This is a genomic window from Loktanella sp. F6476L (assembly GCF_023015725.1).
In the GTDB taxonomy this organism is placed as follows: domain Bacteria; phylum Pseudomonadota; class Alphaproteobacteria; order Rhodobacterales; family Rhodobacteraceae; genus Yoonia.
On record NZ_JALKAR010000002.1, the window covers coordinates 1 to 23,303 of the forward strand.

A 23,303-nucleotide genomic window follows, 5' to 3' on the forward strand; every position below is an offset into this window, starting at 1 on the left:
TTTCCCAACTTCAGCAACTCCGCGTCTTCGCTTCGTTCCGTCCGCTGCACCGTGTCTGCTTGTCTGCGTCTCCGGTAAGGGGGCTTTTAGTGTTACCTCCCGAGAGCCGCAAGCAGTTTTTTGAAGAAAATCCAAAAACTTTCGTATTATTATTTTAACACATGAAAACAACGACTTACAGGAACACCCCAGTCAGCGCGTCACGAAAACATCGGCGAAGAACCAGACATCACCTCAACATATAGACTTATCCACAGATCTACCCACAATACTGACGAGACTCACCTTCGTTTTCCACCCAAATACGAGTCGCATCTGTCCCTCTTGCCCCCCGTTCGGTAGAACAAGGCACCAAAAAGAAAGAGAACTGACATGATCATTGGTCACATTGGCGCGCGCGGCGGCAGCAAGGGCGTTCCGGGCAAGAACTTCAAACAACTCCACGGCAAACCCCTGATCGATTGGTCGCTGGACCAATTGTTCGCCTCTCAAGACGTCGATCATGTTGTCGTCTCTTCTGATGATCCCGAAATCTACGAACACGGCCTGAAACGTGGCGGTTTGGATATTGGCATCCGCCCCGCCCACCTTGCCAACGATACCGCTGGTAAATGGGATGTTTGGCAGCATGCATTAGAAGAGGTTGAGAAGATCACTGGACCCGTCAGTACCTTTATCGATCTCGACTGCACGTCACCGCTGCGATTGCAGGAAGATCTGGAAGGCGCACTGACACTATATAAGACCGAAAAACCTGACATGGTGATGTCGTGCTGCGAAAGCCGGAAGAACCCCTATTTCAACATTCTGGAACTGGACGAGACCGGTAGCCTGCATGTGTCCAAACCATTGCCCGGCGGGGTCGTCGCAAGGCAGCAAGCACCGAAGGTCTTGGATCATGTCGGGTTGGTCTATGTTTTGAACCCCGACTATCTACGGAAGGCCAAGTCGTTATTCGACGGGCGTGTCATCCCTTACGAAGTACCAAACGAACGCGGCCTTGATGTAGATAGCCCCATCGACTGGGAGATCATCGAATTCCTGATGGGGCGTCAGATTGCGAATGGGCTGAAGGGCTAGGCTTACCAGCCTTCCCACAGTTTCTGTTTCGCCTTCATCGCGGCATAGCCCGCTTTGGTTTCGTCTTCGTCATATTCAGTCTCGACCCAAGTCCGAATATCAATCGGGTCTTGGGCGCGACGGGCAAGATAGGTTTCGAGTACATAGTCCAGAATGCCGGTCGAAGACTTGCGTATATGAAGGTAACGGAAACTCAGCTGCGCGCGCACCGTGTCGTCATCTACATCGCTATAGGCCAGCAGATAGAACGCAGACGCCAGACCGGTCCGGTCCGCGCCTGACTTGCAATGGATCAGAAACGGTTTTTCAATCGTCTCGAAGGCCTCAAACAACTGGATCAGCCGGATCTTCTGCGGGGCTTTGCGCGCGCTTAGCCCAACTGTCACGATCTTCAGGCCCAGCGCATCGCAGGCTTCTTTCTCAAACAGGTAAAACGGTTCTTTCAAACCGCCGCGCAGGTTCAAGATCGTTTTGATCCCCATTTCCGCGTAAGCCGCAAATCGATCCGGTGACGGCTGGTTCGACCGATAGACGCCATCGGCCACCGCTTCAAAATTGTGCCACTTCCGACGCAGGACGTCGTGGTCCTGCCAATCGAACTGGCGCAGCGCACGCGCGCGACCTTCTGGGGTATCGATTTCGTGGGGCCGCTTCGCCATGGTACCGTCCTTCGTTCAAGGTCTCGCTGATGCAATATTCCACGCTCTTTGACAATAAACGCCCCTCTCCTTCTTTTGGCCCTCAATATCCCGGGGGTTTGGGGGCTGGCCCCCAATTGCTCTACCCGCGCAAACCTCGTAGACCAAAGCAAAGCAGGATAAGTGAGAAACACACATGGATATCGCAGGCCGCAAAATCGGACCATCGCACCCGCCTCTCGTGATCGCAGAAATCGGGATCAACCACGGCGGTGATCTTGAGGTGGCCAAAGAAATGGTGCGCCTCGCCGCGGGTAGCGGATGCGAAATGATCAAGCATCAGACCCACATCGTCAGTGACGAGATGACGGAAGAGGCCAAGCAAATCTTCCCGCCCAATGCGGATGTGTCGATCTGGGACGTGATGGAGCGTTGCGCCCTGTCGTTGGAAGACGAAGCAGAGCTGAAACGCTACACCGAAGAACTGGGTATGATCTGGATTTCGACGCCGTTCTCACGCGCTGCTGCTGATTTTCTCGAAACGCTTGATGTTCCTGCCTATAAAATCGGGTCGGGCGAAGCGGACAATCTGCCGCTGATCCGCCATATCGCCGCCAAGGGCAAACCGGTCATCATGTCCACCGGCATGCAAACTATCGAAACGATCCGCGCATCAGTTCAAATCCTTGAAGATGCCGGCATTGAATACGCGCTTCTGGAATGCACGAACCTTTACCCGTCGCCGCCAGAAATTGTGTCGCTGCAAGGTGTCACTGATCTCAAGGCCGCCTTCCCCAACGCGATTGTCGGCTTTTCGGATCATTCAATTGGGCCGGAAATGGCGCTTGCCTCTGTCGCCCTTGGTGCGTGTATCTTGGAACGCCATTATACAGACAGCCGTTACCGCGCAGGTCCCGACATTATCAATTCCATGGACCCGTCCGAATTGCGTCACATCATTGACCGGTCTCGCGAAATTCACACGGCCCTTCATAACCCCAAACAACGCACCGATGCCGAACGTCCGGTTTATGCCTTTGCACGCGCCTCAGTCGTGGCCGACCGTGATCTGGACGCAGGCCGCGTGATCCGCGAATCCGATATCTGGGCACGCCGCCCTGGATCAGGTGAAATCGCAGGGTATGAGTTTGATAGGGTCGTGGGCAAAACGCTAACACGCGCAGTCACCCGCAACACGCAACTTAAGTGGAGCGATCTTTCTTGACCCATACCCGCGCAGATATCGGGGTTTGGGTCATCAATCTGGATCAAGACAGCGACCGCATGTCAGCGATGGCAACCCAGCTTGATGCGATGGGCCTGCCTTTCCAACGCTTTGCGGCTGTCTACGGGAAAGACCATTACGACACATTGATCCAAAACGCCGATGAAGCCGCTTACCAACGCAATATGGGGTCCAACCTATTGCCTGGAAAGCTGGGCGTTTTTGCGAGCCATACAAAGGTGTGGGAAGATTTCATCGCGTCCGATCACGAGATTGCGCTGATCTTGGAAGACGATGTCGTGTTTCACGATGATTTTTGCGACAGTCTTGATCTGGCTTTGGCGCAGTCTGGCAAATGGGACACTCTGCGCTTCAACTGCATTCGCGCAAAAATGCCCGTCGCGCAGGGCAAGATCGGGCCGTACACGCTGAACGCTTATGCCGGCCCATTTACGGGCAACGCGGCTTATCTGATCCACAAATCCGTCGCGAAACGTGTATTGCCGGGCCTTTGGCCGCAAACCCGCGCGTTGGACCACGAACTGAACCGGTTCTTCAAACACAACTTCCGTCAATTCGGGCTAGAGCCCTTCAGCAGTCACGTTGATGATGGCGGCACCAGTTCCATCACAGGCACAGCACATGGGTTGCGCCGGAAATTGCCGCCTTTGCAGCGGCTTCCCCATTACAGGTTGAAGGCCGCGAACTATTTCCGCCGCTTCTTTTGGCTTGCGAAGAATGGCTACATCTTGGGACGCAAGTCATGAAGCTGCATTTTCAACACCTGCGCGAAACTGACAATATCGGGGATCGATCCTGTTCCCCATTTGATTACTTCGATTGGGGCGATGCGACTGTTTCAGATGTGCGCAACGACGACACGCCTGACTACGATGTTGGGATTTATGGTGGCGGTAAGATATTTGGCGGTCTGTCAAAATACGCAGGCGTTCGGCGCGACAAGGGGTCGGTGAATATCGCATGGGGCGTGGGCACCGTGCAATCGTTCCCGCTGTCTTGGCGTTACATGAAATCGCGCCGATCCATGGACCTGATCGGCAGCCGCGACTTCGGTGACAAACGGTACACCTATGCGCCCTGCCCGAGCTGTATGGCCCACCAATTTGACGCGCCCGACGCACCAGAACACGACGTCGTCTTTTACGCGCACGGCGGCAAGACCGCGAAGATGGGCTTGGACATTCCGGACCATATCCCTGTGCTGACAAACGAATGCAAAGACTTGGACACCGCCCTGCGTTTTATTAGCAGTGGCGCGACAGTTATCTCGAATTCGTATCACGGTGTTTATTGGGGTCTATTGATGGGCCGCAAAACGTTGTGCCTCCCGTTTTCGAACAAGTTCGGCGGATATCGGCAATCACCGCATTACGCCACGCCAGAGAACTGGCAAAGCGAGATTAAAAACGCCATCGCCCGCCCCGAGATGCGTGATATCGTGCGTGATGCGACACATGCCTTTAAAGCCAAAGTAGATGCACGGATTGCTGAACATGTCTGACCCTAAATCAATCCTGTTTGTCACCGGAACCCGCGCTGATTTTGGTAAGCTTGAACCGCTCGCGATTGCTGCGCGGGATGCAGGTCTGACCGTTTCATTCTTTGCTACGGGGATGCACATGCTGTCCCGCTACGGTTTGACCAAGCTGGAAGTGCAACGCGTACCGGGCGTGACCGTGCACGAATACCTCAATCAAAGGGAAGGCGATCCGCAGGACATTATTCTTGCGAAAACCGTCACCGGCTTTTCCGACTTCGTCCGCGAAGCGAAACCCGATCTTGTTGTTATTCATGGCGATAGGGTCGAAGCATTGGCCTGTGCATTGGTTTGCGCCACAAATTACATTCGGTCTGCCCATATTGAGGGCGGCGAAGTCTCTGGCACGATTGACGAAATTTACCGCCATTGTAATTCGAAACTGGCCAGCCACCATTTCGTCAGCTCCGAGGACGCCGCCCGACGCGTGAAAGCACTGGGCGAAGATACAGGTGCGATCCATGTGATCGGATCACCAGAGCTTGATTTTCATGCGGGGCCGTCGGGTGTGTCATTGGACGAGGTCAAAGATCGCTACGCCATCCCGTTCGACGAATTCGGTATCTGCGTGTTCCACCCCGTCACATCCGAAGCGGATACAATGGCCGCCCAAGCCCGCGACATGTTCGGCGCATTGGACGCGTCGGCCCGAAATTTCGTCGTGATTGCACCGAACAACGACCCTGGTAGCACAGGCATTTTCGACGCAATCGCGTCACTGCCAACCGACCGTTTCCGCGTTCTACCTTCCATGCGGTTCGCCTATTTTTCGGAACTGATGAAGCACGCGGCATGTATGGTCGGCAATTCGTCAGCGGGAGTGCGTGAAGCGCCATTCTTGGGGCTGCCGTCGCTCGACATTGGCACCCGCCAAACCGACAGGGCCAAGGCCGCATCAGTGCATTTCGCCAATGCGAACGAAACCCAAAAGATCGCGGATTTCTTGCAAGATCATTGGGGCGAACGCCACCCGCGTGATGAAGGGTTCGGAGCAGGATCAGCCGCTGCGCGGTTCGCCGATATTCTGCAATCAGACACGTTCTGGTCTGGCGATCTGCAAAAGCGGTTCCATGACGGCGACTAAAATGCCCCTGAGCCTGCGGGCCTATCTGGGTGCGACGCGGGTTGTGCCCTTGATCGCGACACGGCACCTCAAACGACGGGTCGCGCGCGGTAAAGAACACCCGACCCGATGGACCGAAAAACGCGGGGAACCCAGCATCGCGCGGCCACGTGGCACCCTGATTTGGCTGCATGCGGTAGGTTTGGGCGAAGTTCTGTCGCTGCGCGGATTGATCACCGAAATGGCACAAAACTGCGACGCGCATTTCCTTGTGACGTCCAGTACACGGGCAGGCGCGCAAGCATTTGCCGACAATGCCCCCCCTCGCACGATCCACCAATTCCTGCCGTTGGATGCGCCCACTTACCGACGTCGTTTTTTGGACCATTGGCAACCTGATCTCTGCATCTGGGCGGAACAGGACATCTGGCCCGGTTTTGGCGTTAATTTGGCGGAACGCGGCATCCCGCAATGCCTGATTGCGGCGCGGATGGATGCCAAAAGCTACGCAAAACACGCGCAGTCGCAAACAACATTTGCATTTATTTACGAACAGATGCGGATGATCTCGGCGCAAGATGCCCAAACGGCCGATCATTTGGCGAAACTGGGTGCGAAGGCTGTGACGATCACGGGATCATTGAAATCAAGCGCACCGCCACTGCAGTGCGATGCGGCAGAATTTGAACACCTTCGCGAGATCACGGCAGGTCGTTTCATTTGGGCGACCGCGCCAGCACATCCCGCGGATGTGGTGCTTGCATTGGCCGCTCACGCCGACTTGATGCAGACAAGGCCCGACGCGTTACTGATTATCGCGCCGCGCTTTCCAAATGAACCCATCGACATCGCATTGCCGCACACCAATCGCGCGGCAGGCAAAGGGCCAACCGCTGCCGTTTGGGTCATGGATACGTTTGGCGAACTTGGGTTGGTTTACCGCTTGGCGCAAGCGGCCCTGATCGGCGGCACAAACGACGACACCGAAGGGCACAATCCGTGGGAAGCCGTAGCGCTGGACACCGCGGTCCTGCATGGCCCGCGCACCGCGAATTTCGCCTCTGACTTCAACGCGTTGGACGATAACGGCGCAATCAACGTCATGTCCGTCGGTGAAATTGTCGATGCCTTGAATAGTGACCTTCCCGCACTGGCCGCCGCATCAAATGATCTGCGTCAGACACTAGCAGACCAAACAAAAACCTTGTCGCATGCGCTTTCAGAAATGGTGTGTAATCATGTCTGATTTCCGAACACCTGCGCTACGCCGTTTCTTCGTTCTGTACAAATTGCTGTGGATTGTTGGGCTACCGTTCGCGATTGCCTATCTGTTTTGGCGCGGTCGCCGCGATCCGGACTACAGACGGCACGTTGCGGAACGCTTTGGTTTCTACCGCAAAAGCCTTGATAGCCCTGTTTGGGTGCATGCCGTTTCACTAGGCGAATTACGGTCCGCCGTGCCGCTGATCCAACGGTTGCTGGATGAAGGCAACACCATCGTCACGACGCATTTCACGCCCGCAGGCAGACGCGAAGCCGAACGGGTTTTCGCGACCGAAATTGCTGAGGGACGCGTGCAGGTGATCTGGATTCCGCTTGAGTTCAAATGGACCTTTCGCCGTTTCTTTTCCACCTTCCGCCCACGTTACGGGTTGGTCATGGAAATCGAAATTTGGCCAGAAATGATCCGTAGTGCTGCGGAAAACAGCATCGCCCTTTTTGCATGTAATGCGCAATATCCGCTTAAATCCTTCACCAGAGATCGTGAAAAATCAAAATGGCGTTTTGATCTACACAGCGGCGTTGCTGGTGCTTTCGTGAAATCCGATCTGCAAGCCGACCGCTTTGCGCAGGCCGGTTGCCCACACATTCATATCACCGGGGAGCTGCGTTTTGATCAGCCGGTCCCTGCGGATCACGTTTCAAAAGGTGTAGCGATCAAGGCGGACATCAATCGCCCCACCGTGACCATTACAAGCGTCGTGAAAGGCGAAGACGACACTTACGTCCAAGCCATCAAAGCAAACAAAGACCGCTTGTATATCTATGTTCCCCGCGCGCCCGAGCGCTTTGACGAAACCTACGACATGCTGACCGAAGCGGGCCTGAAGGTCGCGCGCCGCTCTGACCTATTTGATGATAATCTGACGCTTATCGGCGATCCAAATGTCGATGTCATTTTGGGCGACAGCATGGGCGAGATGTATTTCTACCTTGCCCTGTGTGACGCCGCGATCATCGGCGGCAGCTTTGTGACGAAGGGTGCGCACAACATTTCGGAACCCTTGGCGCTTGGCAAACCCGTCATTGTCGGGCCGCACACATGGACGATTGAATTCCCGATTGTCGAAGCGCTTGCCGCGGATGCCGCAGTTCAGGTTACTGATTCAGAGGCTTTGAATGCGCTCTTACGATCAGACGCAATTCCCACGTCGCAGGCCGCAACCGCCTTTTTTGCCAGCCAAAAGGGTGCAGTCGCCCGCACCCTTGCCGCGATCAAGACTGAGACGCAGCAGCCCGAATAGCGCGCATATTCTCGCCGTATGGGGCCGGATCAGCGACTGATCCACCACGGAACACCGCGGACCCTGCGACCAAAACATCGGCCCCGGCTGCTGCAACCAAAGGTGCAGTTGTCGGGTCAACCCCGCCGTCAATTTCGATGTGGATCGGACGGTCACCAATCATCGCCCGCAGTTTTGCAATTTTTGTGGTCATATCGATGAACTTTTGCCCGCCGAAACCGGGGTTTACGGTCATCACGCAGACCAAATCGACCATGTCCAACAGATCGGCGACAGCCTCTGCCGGGGTGCCGGGGTTCAGAGCGACGCCCGCTTTGCAGCCCAAGGCCCGAATGTTTTGCAATGTGCGGTGAATATGCGGCCCCGCTTCGACATGGGCAGTAATCACATCGGCACCAGCTTGCGCAAACCCTTCAAGGTAGGCGTCAACAGGTGAAATCATCAGGTGCACATCCATCACGGTTTTAATGTGCGGGCGCAATGCCTTACAGGTCTGTGCGCCAAAGGTGATCGCAGGGACAAAATGCCCGTCCATCACATCAACGTGGATCCAATCCGCGCCCTGTGCCTCGACCGCTTCGCATTCCGCGCCGAAGTTGGCGAAATCGGCGGCAAGGATCGAAGGGGCAATCTTGATGGAGCGATCAAAAGTCATGGCAATGTCCGGTCTGTGTCAGGTTCGCCCTGCCATAAACTGCGGCGTTTGAAATGTCATCGGTTCCGTTTGCGCAAACATCAATGGGCTTTGCGTTTTACAGTGATCTGCTAGGTTTACCTTATGACACATACCATGCGCCAAAAATCGATTCTCGCAGATGGACAAGCCGTTCATTTAACACGTGCAACCGTCCTACCACGCCGCCCGAAATCTTTGCATACACACGACTACGTCGAAATGTTTTGGGTGCAAAACGGGATCATCCGGCATCATGCGGAAGACGGCGTCGACACTCTTTCCGAAGGTACGCTCGTCGTCGTACCAAAGGGGCAAACGCATGCGCTGCAGGGGAAGGGTGAACATGCCATGGTCGTCATGCTATGTTTGTCGACAAAATTGACCAACGGCATCGTGAAACGCCATGCCCCCTGTGCAAACATCTTGCAGGTTCCGACGATCCGCACATTTTCGCGCGATACGCGCCAGTTGGCTGCGCTCAATCAAGCAGCCATGCGCCTTGAACGCAGCCCTTGCGATGCCTTTGCTTCAGAAGCATTTTTGCTACCTTTGCTCGTTGATCTGTTAGATGCGCCCGAATTCACGGATGCACCAGCGTGGCTGACCAAAGCCTATACCGACGCCCAAGATCCCGACGTTTTCCGGCAAGGGGCAGCGGGGTTTGTCGCACTGACAGGAAAGGCGCATCCGCACGTCAGCCGGACGATGAAGCACTTCAGCGGTTTGACACCTGTGCAATATATCAACGACTTACGTATGAAGCACGCGGCACGGTCTTTGACAGGCTCTAGCGATCCACTGTCGGAAATCGCATCGGAAATTGGCCTGCCGAACCTGTCGCATTTCCACAAATTGTTCCGCGCAAAATACGGTGTCACACCCGCTCAATATCGGGCAGACAAGCAACGTCACGTCGTCCAACCAGAATAGCATTTGACCAAAAGGTCAAAACTTGCCAAGACAGGACCTTCATGCAACGCTCGCATGACGTATCGGAGGCACTATGCAAACGCTTAGCCAAACACACACGACGCCCGATCAGCTCCCTCAGGTTCACGAACCCCGTAACGACGGTATTCCGTTGGATTTGGAATGGGTGAAATCTGTTCAGGCAAACACGTCCGCCATTGAACGCCGCGCAGCAACCTTGCCGGGGCGGCGGTCCGTCAAAAAAGATTATCAGGCCGCGTGGCTATGCAAAGCGATCAGCGTCATGGACCTGACCACGCTGTCCGGTGACGACACCGAGAACCGCGTGAAGCGTTTATGCGCGAAGGCCAAACAGCCCGTGTCCCCTGCCCTGCTGGAAAAGCTGGGAATGGAAGGTCTGACGACGGGTGCCGTTTGCGTTTACCATGATATGGTCGAAACTGCTGTGAAAGCGCTCGATGGCACGTCTATTCCTGTGGCTGCAGTGTCGACGGGTTTCCCTGCTGGTCTGTCCCCATTCCACCTACGTATTCAAGAAATCCGCGAAAGCGTTGCTGCCGGTGCCGAAGAAATCGACATCGTGATCAGCCGCCGTCATGTTCTGAACGGGAACTGGCAGGCGTTATACGATGAAATGGCCGAAATGCGCGAAGCCTGCGGTGAAGCACATGTGAAGGCGATCCTTGCAACGGGCGAACTTGGCACATTGCGCAATGTCGCCCGTGCCAGCCACGTTTGCATGATGGCCGGTGCTGACTTCATTAAAACATCGACAGGTAAAGAACCTGTCAACGCGACCCTGCCCGTCACCTTAACCATGATCCGCGCGATCCGTGCCTACCAAGAACGGACAGGCATCAAAGTGGGCTACAAACCTGCGGGTGGCATTTCCAAAGCAAAAGACGCGCTGGTGTACCTCGCCATGATGAAAGACGAACTTGGCGATCGCTGGTTACAACCCGATCTGTTCCGCTTCGGCGCATCATCTTTGCTCGGCGATATCGAACGCCAACTCGAACACCACGTGACCGGCGCATATTCCGCCCAATACCGCCACCCGATTGGATAAGCCGATGACCATCAAAGAAATTTTCGACACCATGGACTACGGCCCAGCCCCTGAGTCCTCAGCCGAGGCCTTGCAATGGCTGTCTGACAAGGGCGGTATCGCTGGACACTACATCAACGGGAAATGGGACGCGTTGCGTGATGATTTCGCGTCGACGAACCCCGCGACAGGCGAACGCCTTGCTGGTGTGACCAAAGGCACCGCTGACGAAGTCGCCGAAGCCGTCAAAGCAGCGCGCAAGGCCCAGCCTGGATGGGCCAAAGACGGCCACAAACGTGCGCGCGTTCTATACGCCATTGCCCGTTTGATGCAGAAACATTCCCGTCTTTTGGCGGTGATGGAGGTGCTCGACAACGGCAAACCGATCCGCGAAGCCCGCGACATCGATGTGCCGCAAGCAATCCGCCATTTCTACCACCACGCAGGGTTCGCCCAGTTGATGGATGACGAACTGCCCGACCGCGAAGCGCTCGGAGTTTGCGGCCAGATCATCCCATGGAATTTCCCGCTGCTGATGCTCGCGTGGAAAATCGCGCCGGCGCTTGCGATGGGCAACACGGTTGTGTTGAAACCTGCCGAATATACGTCGCTATCGGCGATGGTTTTCGCCGACATCTGCACCCAAGCGGGTGTGCCTGCGGGTGTCGTGAACATCGTGACCGGCGACGGCGACACGGGTGCGGCTTTGGTGAACGCAGATGTCGATAAGATCGCCTTCACAGGCTCCACCGCCGTGGGCCGGATCATCCGCGAACAGACGGCCGGCAGCGGCAAAGCGCTGTCTCTCGAACTGGGGGGCAAATCGCCCTACATCGTCTTTGACGACGCGGATATCGATTCTGCCGTCGAAGGGTTGGTTGACGCGATCTGGTTTAACCAAGGTCAAGTTTGCTGTGCGGGTTCGCGGCTTTTGGTGCAGGAAACTATCGCTGACGCGTTTTACGCCAAGCTGAAGGCCCGCATGCAAGGCCTGCGGATCGGCAATCCCTTGGACAAATGCATCGACGTGGGCGCAATTGTGGACCCGATCCAGTTGCAGCAGATCACCAAAATGGTCAGCGACAACACGGATGGGGAAACGTTCCAAACCACAGCACCCGAGGGCTGTTTCTACCCACCAACCTTGATCACCGGTCTTTCGCCCGCGTCCACCTTGATGCAGGAAGAAATCTTTGGTCCGGTCCTCGCGGCAACCACATTCCGCACGCCATCCGAAGCAGTCGAAATTGCGAACAACACCCGCTACGGGCTTGCGGCATCGGTCTGGTCCGAGAACATAAATCTGGCGCTGGACATGGCCCCCAAACTGGCCGCAGGCATCGTCTGGATCAACGGCACCAATATGATGGACGCCGCAGCAGGTTTTGGCGGCGTGCGCGAAAGCGGTTTTGGCCGTGAAGGCGGCTGGGAAGGCCTGGCTGGCTACACGAAGCCGAAAACAACCGCGAAACCGGTAAAAGCGATTGCTGCGTTTACTGGCGACGATGCACCTAGTGATCCGCTGGATCGGACTGCGAAACTGTATATTGGTGGCAAACAAGCACGTCCCGATGGCGGCTACAGCCAAGCGGTCTTTGCACCCAAAGGGGCGCGTCTGGGTGATGTGTCACTTGCGAACCGCAAAGATCTGCGCAACGCGGTTGAAGCCATGAATGCGGCCAAAGGCTGGTCCAAGACGACGGGCCATCTGCGGGCGCAAATCCTCTACTACATCGCCGAAAACCTGTCCGCGCGGGCTGACGAATTTGCAAACCGGATCAAAGCTATGACAGGCAAATCCGGCACGGCAGAGGTCGAAGCATCCATTCAAGCGCTGTTCACAGCTGCGGCTTGGGCGGACAAATACGACGGTCAGGTGCACGGAGTGCCTGTGCGTGGCGTGGCCATCGCCATGAAAGAACCGGTCGGCAAAATCGCAGCACTTTGCGACGACACACCTTTGCTGGGCCTGATCCAAGCGATGGCACCTGCAATCGCGATGGGCAATCGGATCACGCTTGTGGCCAGCGGCCCATTCCCGCTCGCGGCAACGGATTTCTACCAAATCCTGGAAACGTCTGATGTGCCAGCTGGTGTCGTCAATATCATCACGGGCGACCATGCCGAACTGGCACCGCATATGGGCAAACATATGGACATCGACGCGGTTTGGTCGTTCTCACCACAGGACCTTGCGGCGACGATCGAAGCGGGCAGTGCGACCAACCTGAAACGGACATGGATCACGCAGGCACCGACGACCAAAGAAACGTTGATGCAGGCGACGGAGGTCAAAAACGTCTGGGTGCCTTACGGCGAATAAAGCCAGCAGGTTTCAGCTAGATAAATAAAGGGGTGGGAGGCTGCAAAGCCCCCCACCCTTTTTTAATTATGTCGTAGGCGCAGCCTACATTAGGATCAACGCTGGTTGTCTTTGGACCGCCATGTGTTCATCCAGCGCTTTACCCCGCTTTGACGCTTGGCAACACCCGCTTGGACCTCGTCCAACCGATGACCCGCGCTATCCAGCAGTGGATCGACTGACCGTTCACGCAGTTGCATCCACATTGCCCGCACAAAGAAAAAGCCGATGATCAACGCGATGAAGAAGAAGATGTTAAACCACGGGATGACCTGATGATCCGGCCCTGTCGCGGGCTTTACACTGACCGCGTTCGGGAAGATCGACAGGAACGGAATACGCCAGCCGTAATGCGTGACCACCGACCAATTCCCGTTCTCTGATGATGCATCCCTACGCGCAAGGCTCGCCGCCTCAGCCTGCAGGTTAGAGCTGTCGAACTTGAAATACGGCGGCCAAATCCAGCCCGTATCTTCGTTCCGGTAGACGCTTACCCCGATGGAATCACGTTGGACGAGACCAAAGAGAAACGTCTTCTTGCGATCAGCATAAATGTAGAAAATATCGCGGTTTTCCAGCACGGCACTGCCGATGTCGGCTTGCGAATAGAACCATTTGTTAAAGCCACCAAAGTCGGTCCGCTTGGTTTCCACTTGCGTGATTTGCACCACGTCATGTTGCGGCAGCACGTAGTGGAAAAATGACCCAAGGATCACGAACAAAAGGACACGAAAGATGATACGGAAACGGCGCATATTGGACCTCAATTCGCGTTTGTTAAGTAAATGATTGTCGCCACAAAAAGCGGCGGGATCACAAAGACCAGAGCAATCAGTTTCGGCCGAAAGCTGTTGTTGTAGGCTTGAACGCCCTTATCGACAAATTCCTTGCGCGTCATGTTCGCAATCGGGTTTTCGTCGTATTCATTTTCAAGCTTTTCGCGGCGCACTGACCGTGAATAGACTGAAATAGAAAGATAAATAACGCCAAGCGCGATAAATCCAAAAACGACTAGCCTGACCAATCCCATTGTCTATTTCCTTCCCACACGGCCCCACGGGCTTACGCGTTCTATCACGTCGTGGCGGATTTCATACCCACCCTTGTTTGTCCATGGTCCCGCAGGTCGTGCGGGTGCGGCCTTCGGTTCTTCCATCGGCGCCTCGTGTCCAAACAATGCCTCGCGCGTTCCGGCCTTATCGACCTGATATTCACGAACCAAAAAGTCGACGACGTAGGCGCGTTTTTTGTCCGACCACGTGGCATAGGTTTGGTAGAACGCCTCTTTGTGGCAAATGAATAATTGCCGGATATCCAGTGGCGATAGTTCGGCAAGCAGCATGTTTACCAGATCAGCGTCTGCATGATCTTTGGCCCGCAGCGTGTAGAAATAGGCAGGATGATCCGCCGTGATCTTGGGCCAAGGCCCGTCTTCTTCGGCCCAACGTGCAAGTGCAGCAAGCCCCTGCCACGCCTCCGGCAACAGTTTGGCATAGCGTCGCCCCAAATTGCGCAGATCTCGGCGGGTCGCACCTGTCAGGTCCTCTTCCATGGTCGCCGCAACTTCAGCCACCATGAAATCCATTTTCTGGTGGAGGATCGCAGCCGCATCCACGCCGCGTGCTTTCACGATGGGTTCCACCAGATCATTCAGTTCGAGGAACTTCGCGATCCCGCGCCGTTCGTCGAAATCAAATTCAAACGCGATTGGGAGATCTTTGAGCGCCGTCTTATCGCCGTGAATGATCGCGGCTGGATGTTCGACGCCACGGAAAATGTACATCCCGCCGAAATGCGCTGTCCAAAAGTTATCCTGCCCAAATTCAGCAGAAGCCAGCGTGACCGGATTGCGCGTCACGTCACCTGTTTCCTTGGCCAAGCTGATCATCCGGCCGATCAGAACATCGTCAAACCACGCGTCTTGTTTGGTCTTAAAGTCGTCGATCATTTCGCGCAGCTTGTGCGCCGTTGCCACCGTCCCTTGGGTCGTATCCGCTTCGACAGTGACTTTGCGAATATCAAACAAGCGCGCAGGCTGTTCGACGTGATAAACCGAATTCACCAACTCGCCTGCGACCGCGTCCCGTGTCGTCAGGGCAAACAACTGGCTTTCGTTATCCAAAATGAATTGCTTGAGAATACCGCGCGACGTCGAAAACTTCGCGTTCAACAAAGGCGCGGTTTTCTGTTCAGTGGTCAGCAATATGAACTGACGGTTCACACCTGCGTGGTTCAGATATTGGTCATCACCCAACTCATCCCCGATCTCGGGTGAATAGCCCGATATGTCGATGTGAAAGTCCGTCAGCGTCGTCTCGAACCGCGTCAGATGTTTCAGCGCACGGTTATACCTTTCCACCAAAATCGGGCTATCCACCCGGATCAGGTTGCCGAACATCAGGCCATTTTCGATAAGTCTATGCATTGCTTAGTAATTCTCGTTGCACGTTACCATTCCACCGATGTCCATGTTCGCGGCAGTCCCGCAATCGACAGCACCATGATCGGTGCCCAGATGATGCCCGCCGAGACGGAAAGACGGACGAAAAACAACAGTGTCTGCCCGATGCCGCCCACTGTCAGCGCAGCCAGTGATGCCCCTTGGATCATGTAGAGCAGCAAGAATAGCCCGCTTGTCAGCGCCAACATGATGACGAACGACAGCAAGGATAAGATGACCAAGGGCTTCACCCCTTCGGCCATAACCGTCGATAGCAATTTCGGCACGAGCCATCCCATCAACGCCAAGAACAGCGCGGGGAATAAAAGACTGGAGCCGAATGCCTCTGCCATTATCCTTTGTCTTTCAGGTAGCGGCGCTTGGCTTCTTCTTGGCGGCCAAAGTCGCGCACCATGTTTTCAATCGCCACTTCGTCGGATTTATCAGCGTAGCGGAATTCACTGTCGGCGTAGCGGTTGATTTCTTGCAGCACCATATCCGTCGTAATCGGCTGACGCAGGTCCGCGATCATTGCCTTTTTGGCATCGTAGTCTTTGAACAGGAACAATTCCGGATTTTCCATCCATTCGTCCGGCAATTCAAAGTCCATCGCACGGACTTTGACCGCGTCCGTGATGTTCTTGATCGCCCGACCGGTAAAGCGTTCATCCGCCTCTTGGATGCCTTTAAGATAGGTGCCCATTTTCGCAATCGTATCAAGTTCACCGACCTGATCGCGCACGCGGTCGAACACCCGCATCAGGCCTTCTTCGTGCGGTTTTGCGTGGCCTTCGAATGACGCGGCAACCGCCTTTTTTATCTCTTGTGCGCTGAACACGTCGTGGTCGCCCACGGGAATGTCGTGGTTCTTACCCATCAAAAGGTAAAGAATATCGATGTAGTCGTCCCGCGTCTGCGGCCCGTCCACAAGGAACCGTGCCCCTGCCCGTTGGCGCAGCGCATCATCGACGTTTTCCGGATAGTTCGAAAACATCCCGAAGGTACAATTGCCGCGCACGACGGTATTGGCCCCCGCGAAGCTTTCCATCAGGACGGCGGTAATCTCAAGCTGACCCGCAGATGACTGCCGATCCCCGCGTTTACCGGCAAGCTGGTCGATGTCGTCGATTGTGCCGAAGCCAATCGCATTGGGGTCGAGCACGTTGTTGATGAACGCCTTTGCGTTCTGCCCCGATTTACCCTGATAGCTGTCGATATTGTCGGTGCTTAGGTTCTGGTAACGGAACGGATAACCCGCGACCTGACAGTAATCATTGATCAATCCGGCCATCATTTGGATCAGCGTTGTTTTACCCGTCCCCGGTTTACCGTCGCCCATAAAGGTAAAGATGAAACCGCCCAATTCGGCGAACGGGTTCAATTTACGTTCGAAATCATAGGCCATCACCATCTTGGCCAGCTTCATCGCCTGATATTTAGCGATGTGGTTACCAACGACTTCGTTCGGTTTCTTGAACTGCATCGTCAGCTTGGTGCCCTTCGCCTTTGTAGCGGGGCTGAATCCGTCGACGGTGAAATCATCCGCTTCAACGTGCCAGGACGCGGCGATGAACGGCTCTAACCGCGTGGCGGTGCTGGCGCGTGCTGCGACCTTGTCCATCAACGCCTCGGCGAAGGCGAGGATTGTGGCGACGAGTTTAGGTTCGGACGTCGCATGGGTCGCGATGTCTTGGTCTAACTCCCAAAGCACGCCGTGTAGCGCAAGCTGGCCGTTGTCGGTGAGAACTTCATCGACTTCGCCGACCTCAACGGTGTCTTCGGTCGCATGAGATGCCAGCAGAAACGCGGTTGCGGAGCCGAATACATAAAGCGTTACCAAGGCTTCCGCCGTCAGCAATTCGGAAAATTCAGCGCGGTTCGCGTCAGACAAACCACCTTCCAAATTCGCGCGTTTCAGGTCTTTTAACGCCGTGCGTTCTGCGAACTGATCAGCCACGCCCAGCGCAATCGCGATCGCGCGGCGCAGGCTTTGTAAGACCGTCGCTTGCAACGGTGACGTCAGGCCATCGCCGCCTTCAACCGCTTCAATGCGTGTGGTCAGTTGGATACCTTCGGCGCGCACTGTGCGGCGCGTAGCCAGACCGGGCGTGGTAGACCGGAACCTGCGGCGTGTCCCGACACCCGACGATTTTTCAACCGGCGCGTCAGCCGTTGCCGTCGCGATGCGCGGCGCGTGATCGAACCCGTCAATCAGGTCGAGTGCGGCGGCATAATGGCTGCGAATATCATCTTCGCGTAATTCCATCTGATCACTGGTTTGGCTCATCGGTCAAATACTCACTTTATCAAAATCTTAGCGGTGGCTCAGCACGCGACCGCGGTCGCTGACCACAAATTTACGCACGTCACGAAACCCCGGTGGGTTGCGTTCGGCAAGCGCCTGATAGGGCCGTTCGGGCATAATCAACGACCGTTCCATCCGCGTCGCCCCCGTATCCGCGCCCTGCCCCGCAAACGGATCAAGCGCGAAGATTTGCCGTTCAACCGTGCCGAACCAACCGGATTTCACGCGTTCCACACGGTCCGCGACCAGTTCTTCTTCGGTCCAGACCAGCGCCCAATCTTCGCCAACGGGGCTGTTCGCGGCGGCAAGGACTTCGCGCAATGGGCCCGTTTGCCGCGTGAACGCGTTCGAATACATCGGTCCAATATGAAAACGGCGCAACCGCACAGGATGCAGATCGTCAAAATCTTCGTCAAAGCCCTTGGCAATCGTCAGCAGTTTCAGATGCGCGACAGACTGCGCCATCAGATGCGCCTGCACTTCGGGCCAACGGCGTTCGTCTTTGGGCAAGCCGGTGCGCCCGCTGTCTTCGACATCCATCAGATAGATCGTCGGCAGGTTCACTTGGCTATCATAGACCGCCCAATGGATTTGGAACGTCCGCCTGTCGCCTTCATTGCCGATCCAAACAGCTTGTGGATCGTTGCGCGCCCAGAACTGGTGCCCCTTGAGCAGTTCTTCGTAATAAAGCCGCTGCGACAGCGCATATTGCAGCTTCGTCGGGATTTTCTGTTCGCCAACAATCGTGCGGACCATCTGGTCTTTCAGGTCCTCTGCAGAGGGCATGGTCGCGAGATGCCGTTCGGCCTGTAACGCATCATTCGCCATCTCAAGCAGCTCTTGATACACCGGAAAGCCGCTTTCGACGCGATCAAAGGTCAGCTGCCCCGCATGTGAAAAGCGACCCGAGAAATGGTATTTATGCGCGAGGGAGCGGAAGGTGATGTTCAACCCCACAAGGTAGCGGGCCACGGCATCAATATCGCGCTTAGACAAACTGCGTTCAGCCTGCATCGTTGCCGCAACCTTGTTGAGGTACTGCGTGATCCGTTCAAACTTGCCGAAGTAGCGCCGCGTGACGCGGGTGTCTTCGAGTTTGAAGTGGTCGTCGGAGAGGTCAGTCACAACCACCTCCGCCGTCTACACAACCTCCCCCGACGACGTTACTGCCAGCGGCTTGATCGTGGACGTTATTATTAGATTTGCTTGACGTAAAAATCATAAAGAAAAAGCCGACCACTACGCTCGCGACCCCAACCACGAGCGGAACGCCGAAACCAGTCCCGCGAAAAAAACACCATAAAAGAACAAATGCGCCAAACAACAACATCCAAAACGACCAACTTTCAGCTAGGTGCGCTTTGAAGATAGCCCAACGAATACTCATCAAGCCCCGTACTCATTGCTATCATGCTTCTCCACAATCTTCGCAAACCGCCGCACGAACCGCTCGTCCGCTTTCGCTTTCTGCTCGAGCACTTCACGCGCGAACACCATGTGGTCTTCGTGGGCTTCCAGCATGTCGGCCATCCGGTTGTTCGTCGCGGCGCCAATCGCGGCCATGGCTGTCTGGGCCTCTTGGTCCGTCTTCACGCCGATCTCGTTGATCTGGTGGGCGACGTCCTGCTGTTGGGCGGTCTTCAAGGACTTCGACAGGGCGTCATACAGCACAACCCGCTGCTTCGTGTCAGTCTCAAGCTTGTTGATCAGCACCATCTGGGTCGCGGCTTGGTTCTGTAGTGAATCGATCCAGGTCTTGCCCTTCTCGATGTAGCGTTCCAGCGTTTGGGATTTGGCGACCAGAACCTGTTCGGCCTGCACCAGTTCGTTGTATTTCTGGTTCGCAGCGGCCAGTTCGCTTTCCAGCTTTGTGCGTGCTGCGGCGTCTTGCTCCACGGAAATCTTGTTCTCAAGCGCGATGATGTCTGGATCCATCGCAAGGATATCCGCGCGGGCGGCTTCGAGTTCGCCAACCGTCACTTCACGTTCATCCAGCGTACCAGTCAGGTTGTTCTCAACGCTGACCTTTTGTTCGTTCAATTCCGCCAACTGCGTTTGCAGCAGCTTGGTGATCACGTCGGATTTGGAAATCAGGTCTTGCAGCTTGTCATCGACAGACGCGGTGCGCATCCGTTCCTGACGCATGCTGTCCGCCTTCGCTTTCGAAAAAATCCCGATGAAGGTTTCCATGCCCGTTTTGTTGCGCATTTCGTCAAAGTCTTTGGAAAACGCAGACGTCACATCATCCAAGCCCATGATCAGTTCGGCGATGTTGGCGTTCATCAATTCAGTGTGCGCGTGAACTTCGTCCAGCGACGCGTTTTCGATATCGACGGAAATGTCTGTCCCTGCCGCCATTTTCTGACGTGCAGTTTCAATCCGGCTGGTCAAAGCGGCAATCTTGTTTTGCGCCTCTGCGACCTGTTCTTGTGATTGTTGAATTTGCGCGTCGAAATCGGCCATCTGAAAATTCCCTGAGGTTAGTCTTGTTACAACTAACCTAGGAAATGCAGGACCGATTTACAAATGCAGATCACACGCTTGGCGCGATTTTGGGGGAATACCTTACCCCAAAAATCGGATCAGCTATCGATGAACAGTTCCACATCGTCCGCGTTCGGTTCTTCCGTGCCAAATAATTCCTCACGGGACAGGATTTTCGGCGGAAGTTCGACACCACGTTCGTAGTTTTCTGGATCAACCCGCAGGGATTCTTCGCGGCTGCGAATGTGGACTTTTGTCGGCACATCCACCTCTTCGTATAGATGGATGATGTCGTGGTTGAACATCCGGATACAGCCCGCAGATCCGGAATTACCGATTGATTCCAGATCGTTGGTGCCGTGGATGCGGTAATACGTGTCACGCCCGCCACGGTACAGATACAACGCGCGGCTTCCCAAGGGGCTGCTTAGACCACCTGGCACACCGCTGGCGAAAGGCCCGTAAACTTCGGGTTCGGTGCGCAGCATGTTCTGGGTTGGCGTCCAACCGGGCCATTCGCGTTTTAGCTTGATTGTCGCACCACCGTTGATGGATCGACCTTGACGACCAACACCAACAGGATACCGCACGGCGGATCCATCGGATTTAATGTTGTACAAAAACTTGGCGTAAGGATCGACGTCGATCGTACCCGGGCCTTGTTCACCAAGATATTGCCCCACCATCCGGCGGTTGATCCCTTGGGTGTACGTATCGGGGATGCCCGGCAGGCTATATTCACCGTCTTGGATCGGACCGTAGCCTTCCATGAAATTGATCTGTGGCTCAAAATCTTCGGCCGCATTCGATGCAGGAATACGTGGACCGCAGGCAGCCGTCGAAGCAAGAAGCATGGCGCCGAAAGTGCGTCGATTGAAAATAAAAGAATCGGGCATGGCAGCACCTTTTAGAATTAATTCAAGCGGTCTAGCACAATCACCGGTTAGCTTGAAATCACCATAATGTGGGCAGCCAAGAGTGGTGTGTGAACGCAACAGTCCAAGTCAGAACCAATTCCAAGGTAGAAAGTTCCCCCATAAAACCGGGGAAACTCGTGATGTTGGTGCGTCAGCCGATTACGTTGTGGTCAGGCCCATAGGGGTAGCCGGTGATGTTTTCTGCCCCGTTTTCGTCGATGATCAGGATATCATGTTCGCGATACCCGCCTGCGCCTGCCTGACCTTCAGGAATTGTCAGCATGGGTTCCATGCTGATCACCATCCCCGGTTCGAGCACTGTATCGATATCTTCACGCAGTTCTAATCCCGCTTCGCGCCCGTAATAATGGGACAGGACGCCAAAGGAATGCCCGTAACCAAAGGTCCGGTATTGCAGAAGATCGCGCTCCGCGAAGAAGTCGTTGATCTTGTGCGTCACCTCGGCGCAGCTAACGCTGGGTTTTAGTAACGACATGCCATATTCATGCGCCCCGACGTTGGCTTCCCAAATGCGGCGGCTTTCGTCGTCCACTTCGCCAACGAACAACGTCCGTTCAAGCGCGGTGTAGTAGCCGGAAATCATCGGGAACGTGTTCAGTGACAGGATATCACCATGTTCCAATTGGCGCGATGTCACCGGATTATGCGCCCCGTCTGTGTTGATCCCTGACTGGAACCAGACCCACGTGTCCCTGTATTCGGCATTGGGAAAGCGCCGCGCAATTTCAATCTCCATCGCATCGCGGCCCGCCATTGCGACGTCAATTTCGCGGATACCGGGCTTAATGGCGTCGCGGATGGCGTAGCCGCCAACGTCCGCGACCGCTGCACCCTGACGGATCAGGTCCAACTCTGCGGTAGATTTGTGCATACGTTGCTGCATTGTATCCAACGAGACATCCAGCAACGCAGCCGGAGCGAGAAAAGCCGACAGTTTTTCTGATTGCAGGATCGTCAGGTGATCCATTTCGTAGCCAACGACTTTGCTCGTGCCTGTGACCGACAAAATGGCGCGCCAGTAATTGTCGCGTTCCCAATCCGTATAGATAATATTATCGCCAAATCCGCGCCGCCATGGTTGCGCGGCATCAATGCCTGCACTGATCGTGACGACCTCTTGCTTGGTCACAACCAGCGCGTAAGGACGGCCAAACGCGCAATACAGAAAACCGGAATAATAGCCGATATTGTGCATTGATGTCAGAACGCAGGCATCAACGCCCTTGGCCGCCATGGTCTCGCGCAGGTTCACGAGGCGGGTTTCGTATTCTGCATCGTCAAAGGGAAGCGTGCGCTCGCCTTGCTGGAATCTGTGAAATTGGGTGCGGGTAGTCATCGTTTTAGACCTCATAACATAAGGTCCCGGCGTTCAGGACTTGTGGGTGTTATTGACCGCGACGCCATCGCGATCCCCATGGTCAAATCTTTAGGCGGCGCGGCTGGGCTTTGGCAAACGAAATTCGCGTGACACGATGTTCTTTCCACGGCAGACTATCCGGCATGTCTTTGTTTCGTCGCCTTCTTCCTGTTGTCTTTTCTGGTGCGGGTTTACCCTTTGGCCTAGGTTTTCTGCGCCGTGGTCGGTCGCGCCAGCCGAAACTTGGCAAGCCCCTGCCCGCAGATAAAACCCGCGTCCACTTTTTTGCTGGAAACTTCGCCGGCAAAGATGCCGCGCGGCATTATTGCTTTCACAGCGAACGCAATGTCCCCGAAGATCTGACCCGCGAATTGCCCGATGCCTTCATCGATATTGCACATGTCGAAGTCGTGTTTGGCGGGCATCGTGAACGTCTGTCCGACTTTCTGGACGTGGACGGGGTCGAGACATTGTTGCGCAAAATCGACCACAAAAACACGCTTGTCATGATCGCAGAACAGGCCTTCGGCGGTTTTCCTTACGCATTAAACGACACGTCCGTTCTGCACTACATTGGCGATAAGGTGGTCGACGTTTAGCCTGCATCGATAGGCCCAGTTCACTTTTGTCCTTTACCTACCCCACCATCAGCCCCAGATATGAGGCAACACGAA

22 protein-coding genes are annotated in these 23,303 nt (G+C 55.3%); 11 read left to right on the plus strand and 11 right to left on the minus strand.

The genetic code is table 11. From position 1 onward, the window contains the following. Positions 1–372 precede the first annotated feature (372 nt). The gene (locus MWU61_RS05230) at positions 373–1,080 is read left to right on the plus strand and encodes an acylneuraminate cytidylyltransferase family protein (protein ID WP_247127232.1); all 708 of its coding nucleotides are present in this window, start codon (positions 373–375) and stop codon (positions 1,078–1,080) included. A 2-nt stretch (positions 1,081–1,082) separates the two neighbouring features. Here the strand turns inward: MWU61_RS05230 and MWU61_RS05235 are convergent, their stop codons facing one another. Then, entirely contained in the window at positions 1,083–1,739 is a 657-nt protein-coding gene (locus tag MWU61_RS05235) for a tyrosine-protein phosphatase (RefSeq protein ID WP_247127233.1), read from the minus strand. Between the two features lie 175 nt (positions 1,740–1,914). On the opposite strand from MWU61_RS05235, the gene MWU61_RS05240 reads away from it, so the two are divergent. The 6 genes from MWU61_RS05240 to MWU61_RS05265 are packed head-to-tail and all read left to right on the plus strand — an operon-like array spanning position 1,915 to position 8,089. After that, positions 1,915–2,943 carry an N-acetylneuraminate synthase family protein gene (locus MWU61_RS05240; RefSeq protein WP_247127235.1) on the plus strand — a complete coding sequence of 343 codons (1,029 nt, stop codon included), beginning with the start codon at positions 1,915–1,917 and terminating at the stop codon, positions 2,941–2,943. After that, positions 2,940–3,710 (plus strand): glycosyltransferase family 25 protein, encoded by a 771-nt coding sequence (locus MWU61_RS05245; protein ID WP_247127237.1) that lies wholly within the window; start codon positions 2,940–2,942, stop codon positions 3,708–3,710. The genes MWU61_RS05240 and MWU61_RS05245 overlap by 4 nt, the downstream gene beginning before the upstream one ends. Beyond that, entirely contained in the window at positions 3,707–4,465 is a 759-nt protein-coding gene (locus MWU61_RS05250; RefSeq protein WP_247127238.1) for a polysaccharide pyruvyl transferase family protein, read from the plus strand. The genes MWU61_RS05245 and MWU61_RS05250 overlap by 4 nt, the downstream gene beginning before the upstream one ends. Continuing rightward, a complete protein-coding gene (gene neuC / locus MWU61_RS05255) occupies positions 4,458–5,585 on the plus strand; it encodes a UDP-N-acetylglucosamine 2-epimerase (protein WP_247127240.1) in 1,128 nt (375 codons plus the stop codon). Before MWU61_RS05250 ends, neuC begins: the two co-directional genes overlap by 8 nt. Then, on the plus strand, positions 5,572–6,810 hold the full coding sequence (locus MWU61_RS05260) for a glycosyltransferase N-terminal domain-containing protein (RefSeq protein WP_247127241.1): 1,239 nt from the start codon (positions 5,572–5,574) through the stop codon (positions 6,808–6,810). The genes neuC and MWU61_RS05260 overlap by 14 nt, the downstream gene beginning before the upstream one ends. Further along, positions 6,803–8,089, plus strand: coding sequence for a glycosyltransferase N-terminal domain-containing protein (locus tag MWU61_RS05265; RefSeq protein WP_247127242.1), 1,287 nt, complete (start codon positions 6,803–6,805; stop codon positions 8,087–8,089). Before MWU61_RS05260 ends, MWU61_RS05265 begins: the two co-directional genes overlap by 8 nt. On the opposite strand, the gene rpe is transcribed toward MWU61_RS05265, so the two are convergent. After that, a complete protein-coding gene (gene rpe, locus MWU61_RS05270; protein WP_247127243.1) occupies positions 8,061–8,744 on the minus strand; it encodes a ribulose-phosphate 3-epimerase in 684 nt (227 codons plus the stop codon). The two genes, MWU61_RS05265 and rpe, sit on opposite strands and share 29 nt — an antisense overlap. Positions 8,745–8,867: 123 nt before the next feature. On the opposite strand from rpe, the gene MWU61_RS05275 reads away from it, so the two are divergent. From MWU61_RS05275 to MWU61_RS05285, 3 genes are all read left to right on the plus strand, one after another. After that, the gene (locus MWU61_RS05275; RefSeq protein WP_247127244.1) at positions 8,868–9,695 is read left to right on the plus strand and encodes an AraC family transcriptional regulator; all 828 of its coding nucleotides are present in this window, start codon (positions 8,868–8,870) and stop codon (positions 9,693–9,695) included. A gap of 73 nt (positions 9,696–9,768) precedes the next feature. Continuing rightward, positions 9,769–10,764 (plus strand): deoxyribose-phosphate aldolase, encoded by a 996-nt coding sequence (gene deoC, locus MWU61_RS05280; protein WP_247127245.1) that lies wholly within the window; start codon positions 9,769–9,771, stop codon positions 10,762–10,764. A 4-nt stretch (positions 10,765–10,768) separates the two neighbouring features. Further along, the gene (locus MWU61_RS05285) at positions 10,769–13,066 is read left to right on the plus strand and encodes an aldehyde dehydrogenase family protein (protein WP_247127246.1); all 2,298 of its coding nucleotides are present in this window, start codon (positions 10,769–10,771) and stop codon (positions 13,064–13,066) included. A gap of 95 nt (positions 13,067–13,161) precedes the next feature. Here the strand turns inward: MWU61_RS05285 and MWU61_RS05290 are convergent, their stop codons facing one another. From MWU61_RS05290 to MWU61_RS05330, 9 genes are all read right to left on the minus strand, one after another. Further along, positions 13,162–13,860, minus strand: a complete 699-nt coding sequence (locus MWU61_RS05290; RefSeq protein ID WP_247127247.1) for a DUF1523 family protein — start codon at positions 13,858–13,860, stop codon at positions 13,162–13,164. Between the two features lie 8 nt (positions 13,861–13,868). After that, positions 13,869–14,135: a hypothetical protein gene (locus tag MWU61_RS05295; protein ID WP_247127248.1), complete on the minus strand. Its 267-nt coding sequence runs from the start codon at positions 14,133–14,135 to the stop codon at positions 13,869–13,871. Positions 14,136–14,138: 3 nt separating this feature from the next. Further along, positions 14,139–15,530 (minus strand): DUF6638 family protein, encoded by a 1,392-nt coding sequence (locus tag MWU61_RS05300; protein WP_247127249.1) that lies wholly within the window; start codon positions 15,528–15,530, stop codon positions 14,139–14,141. Between the two features lie 23 nt (positions 15,531–15,553). Further along, positions 15,554–15,898, minus strand: a complete 345-nt coding sequence (locus MWU61_RS05305) for a hypothetical protein (RefSeq protein WP_247127250.1) — start codon at positions 15,896–15,898, stop codon at positions 15,554–15,556. Then, positions 15,898–17,832 (minus strand): ATP-binding protein, encoded by a 1,935-nt coding sequence (locus tag MWU61_RS05310; RefSeq protein ID WP_247127251.1) that lies wholly within the window; start codon positions 17,830–17,832, stop codon positions 15,898–15,900. Before MWU61_RS05310 ends, MWU61_RS05305 begins: the two co-directional genes overlap by 1 nt. Before the next feature lie 27 nt (positions 17,833–17,859). Beyond that, complete coding sequence (locus MWU61_RS05315) at positions 17,860–18,975, minus strand: hypothetical protein (RefSeq protein WP_247127252.1); 1,116 nt, start codon at positions 18,973–18,975, stop codon at positions 17,860–17,862. A 261-nt stretch (positions 18,976–19,236) separates the two neighbouring features. Next, positions 19,237–20,313, minus strand: a complete 1,077-nt coding sequence (locus MWU61_RS05320; protein ID WP_247127253.1) for a hypothetical protein — start codon at positions 20,311–20,313, stop codon at positions 19,237–19,239. Between the two features lie 119 nt (positions 20,314–20,432). Next, positions 20,433–21,230, minus strand: coding sequence for a L,D-transpeptidase (locus MWU61_RS05325; protein ID WP_247127254.1), 798 nt, complete (start codon positions 21,228–21,230; stop codon positions 20,433–20,435). Between the two features lie 172 nt (positions 21,231–21,402). After that, positions 21,403–22,608, minus strand: a complete 1,206-nt coding sequence (locus MWU61_RS05330; protein ID WP_247127255.1) for an aminopeptidase P family protein — start codon at positions 22,606–22,608, stop codon at positions 21,403–21,405. Positions 22,609–22,736: 128 nt separating this feature from the next. Here MWU61_RS05330 and MWU61_RS05335 point away from each other — a divergent pair, with 128 nt between their 5' ends. After that, a complete protein-coding gene (locus MWU61_RS05335; protein WP_247127256.1) occupies positions 22,737–23,228 on the plus strand; it encodes a hypothetical protein in 492 nt (163 codons plus the stop codon). The last annotated feature ends 75 nt before the right edge of the window (positions 23,229–23,303 follow it).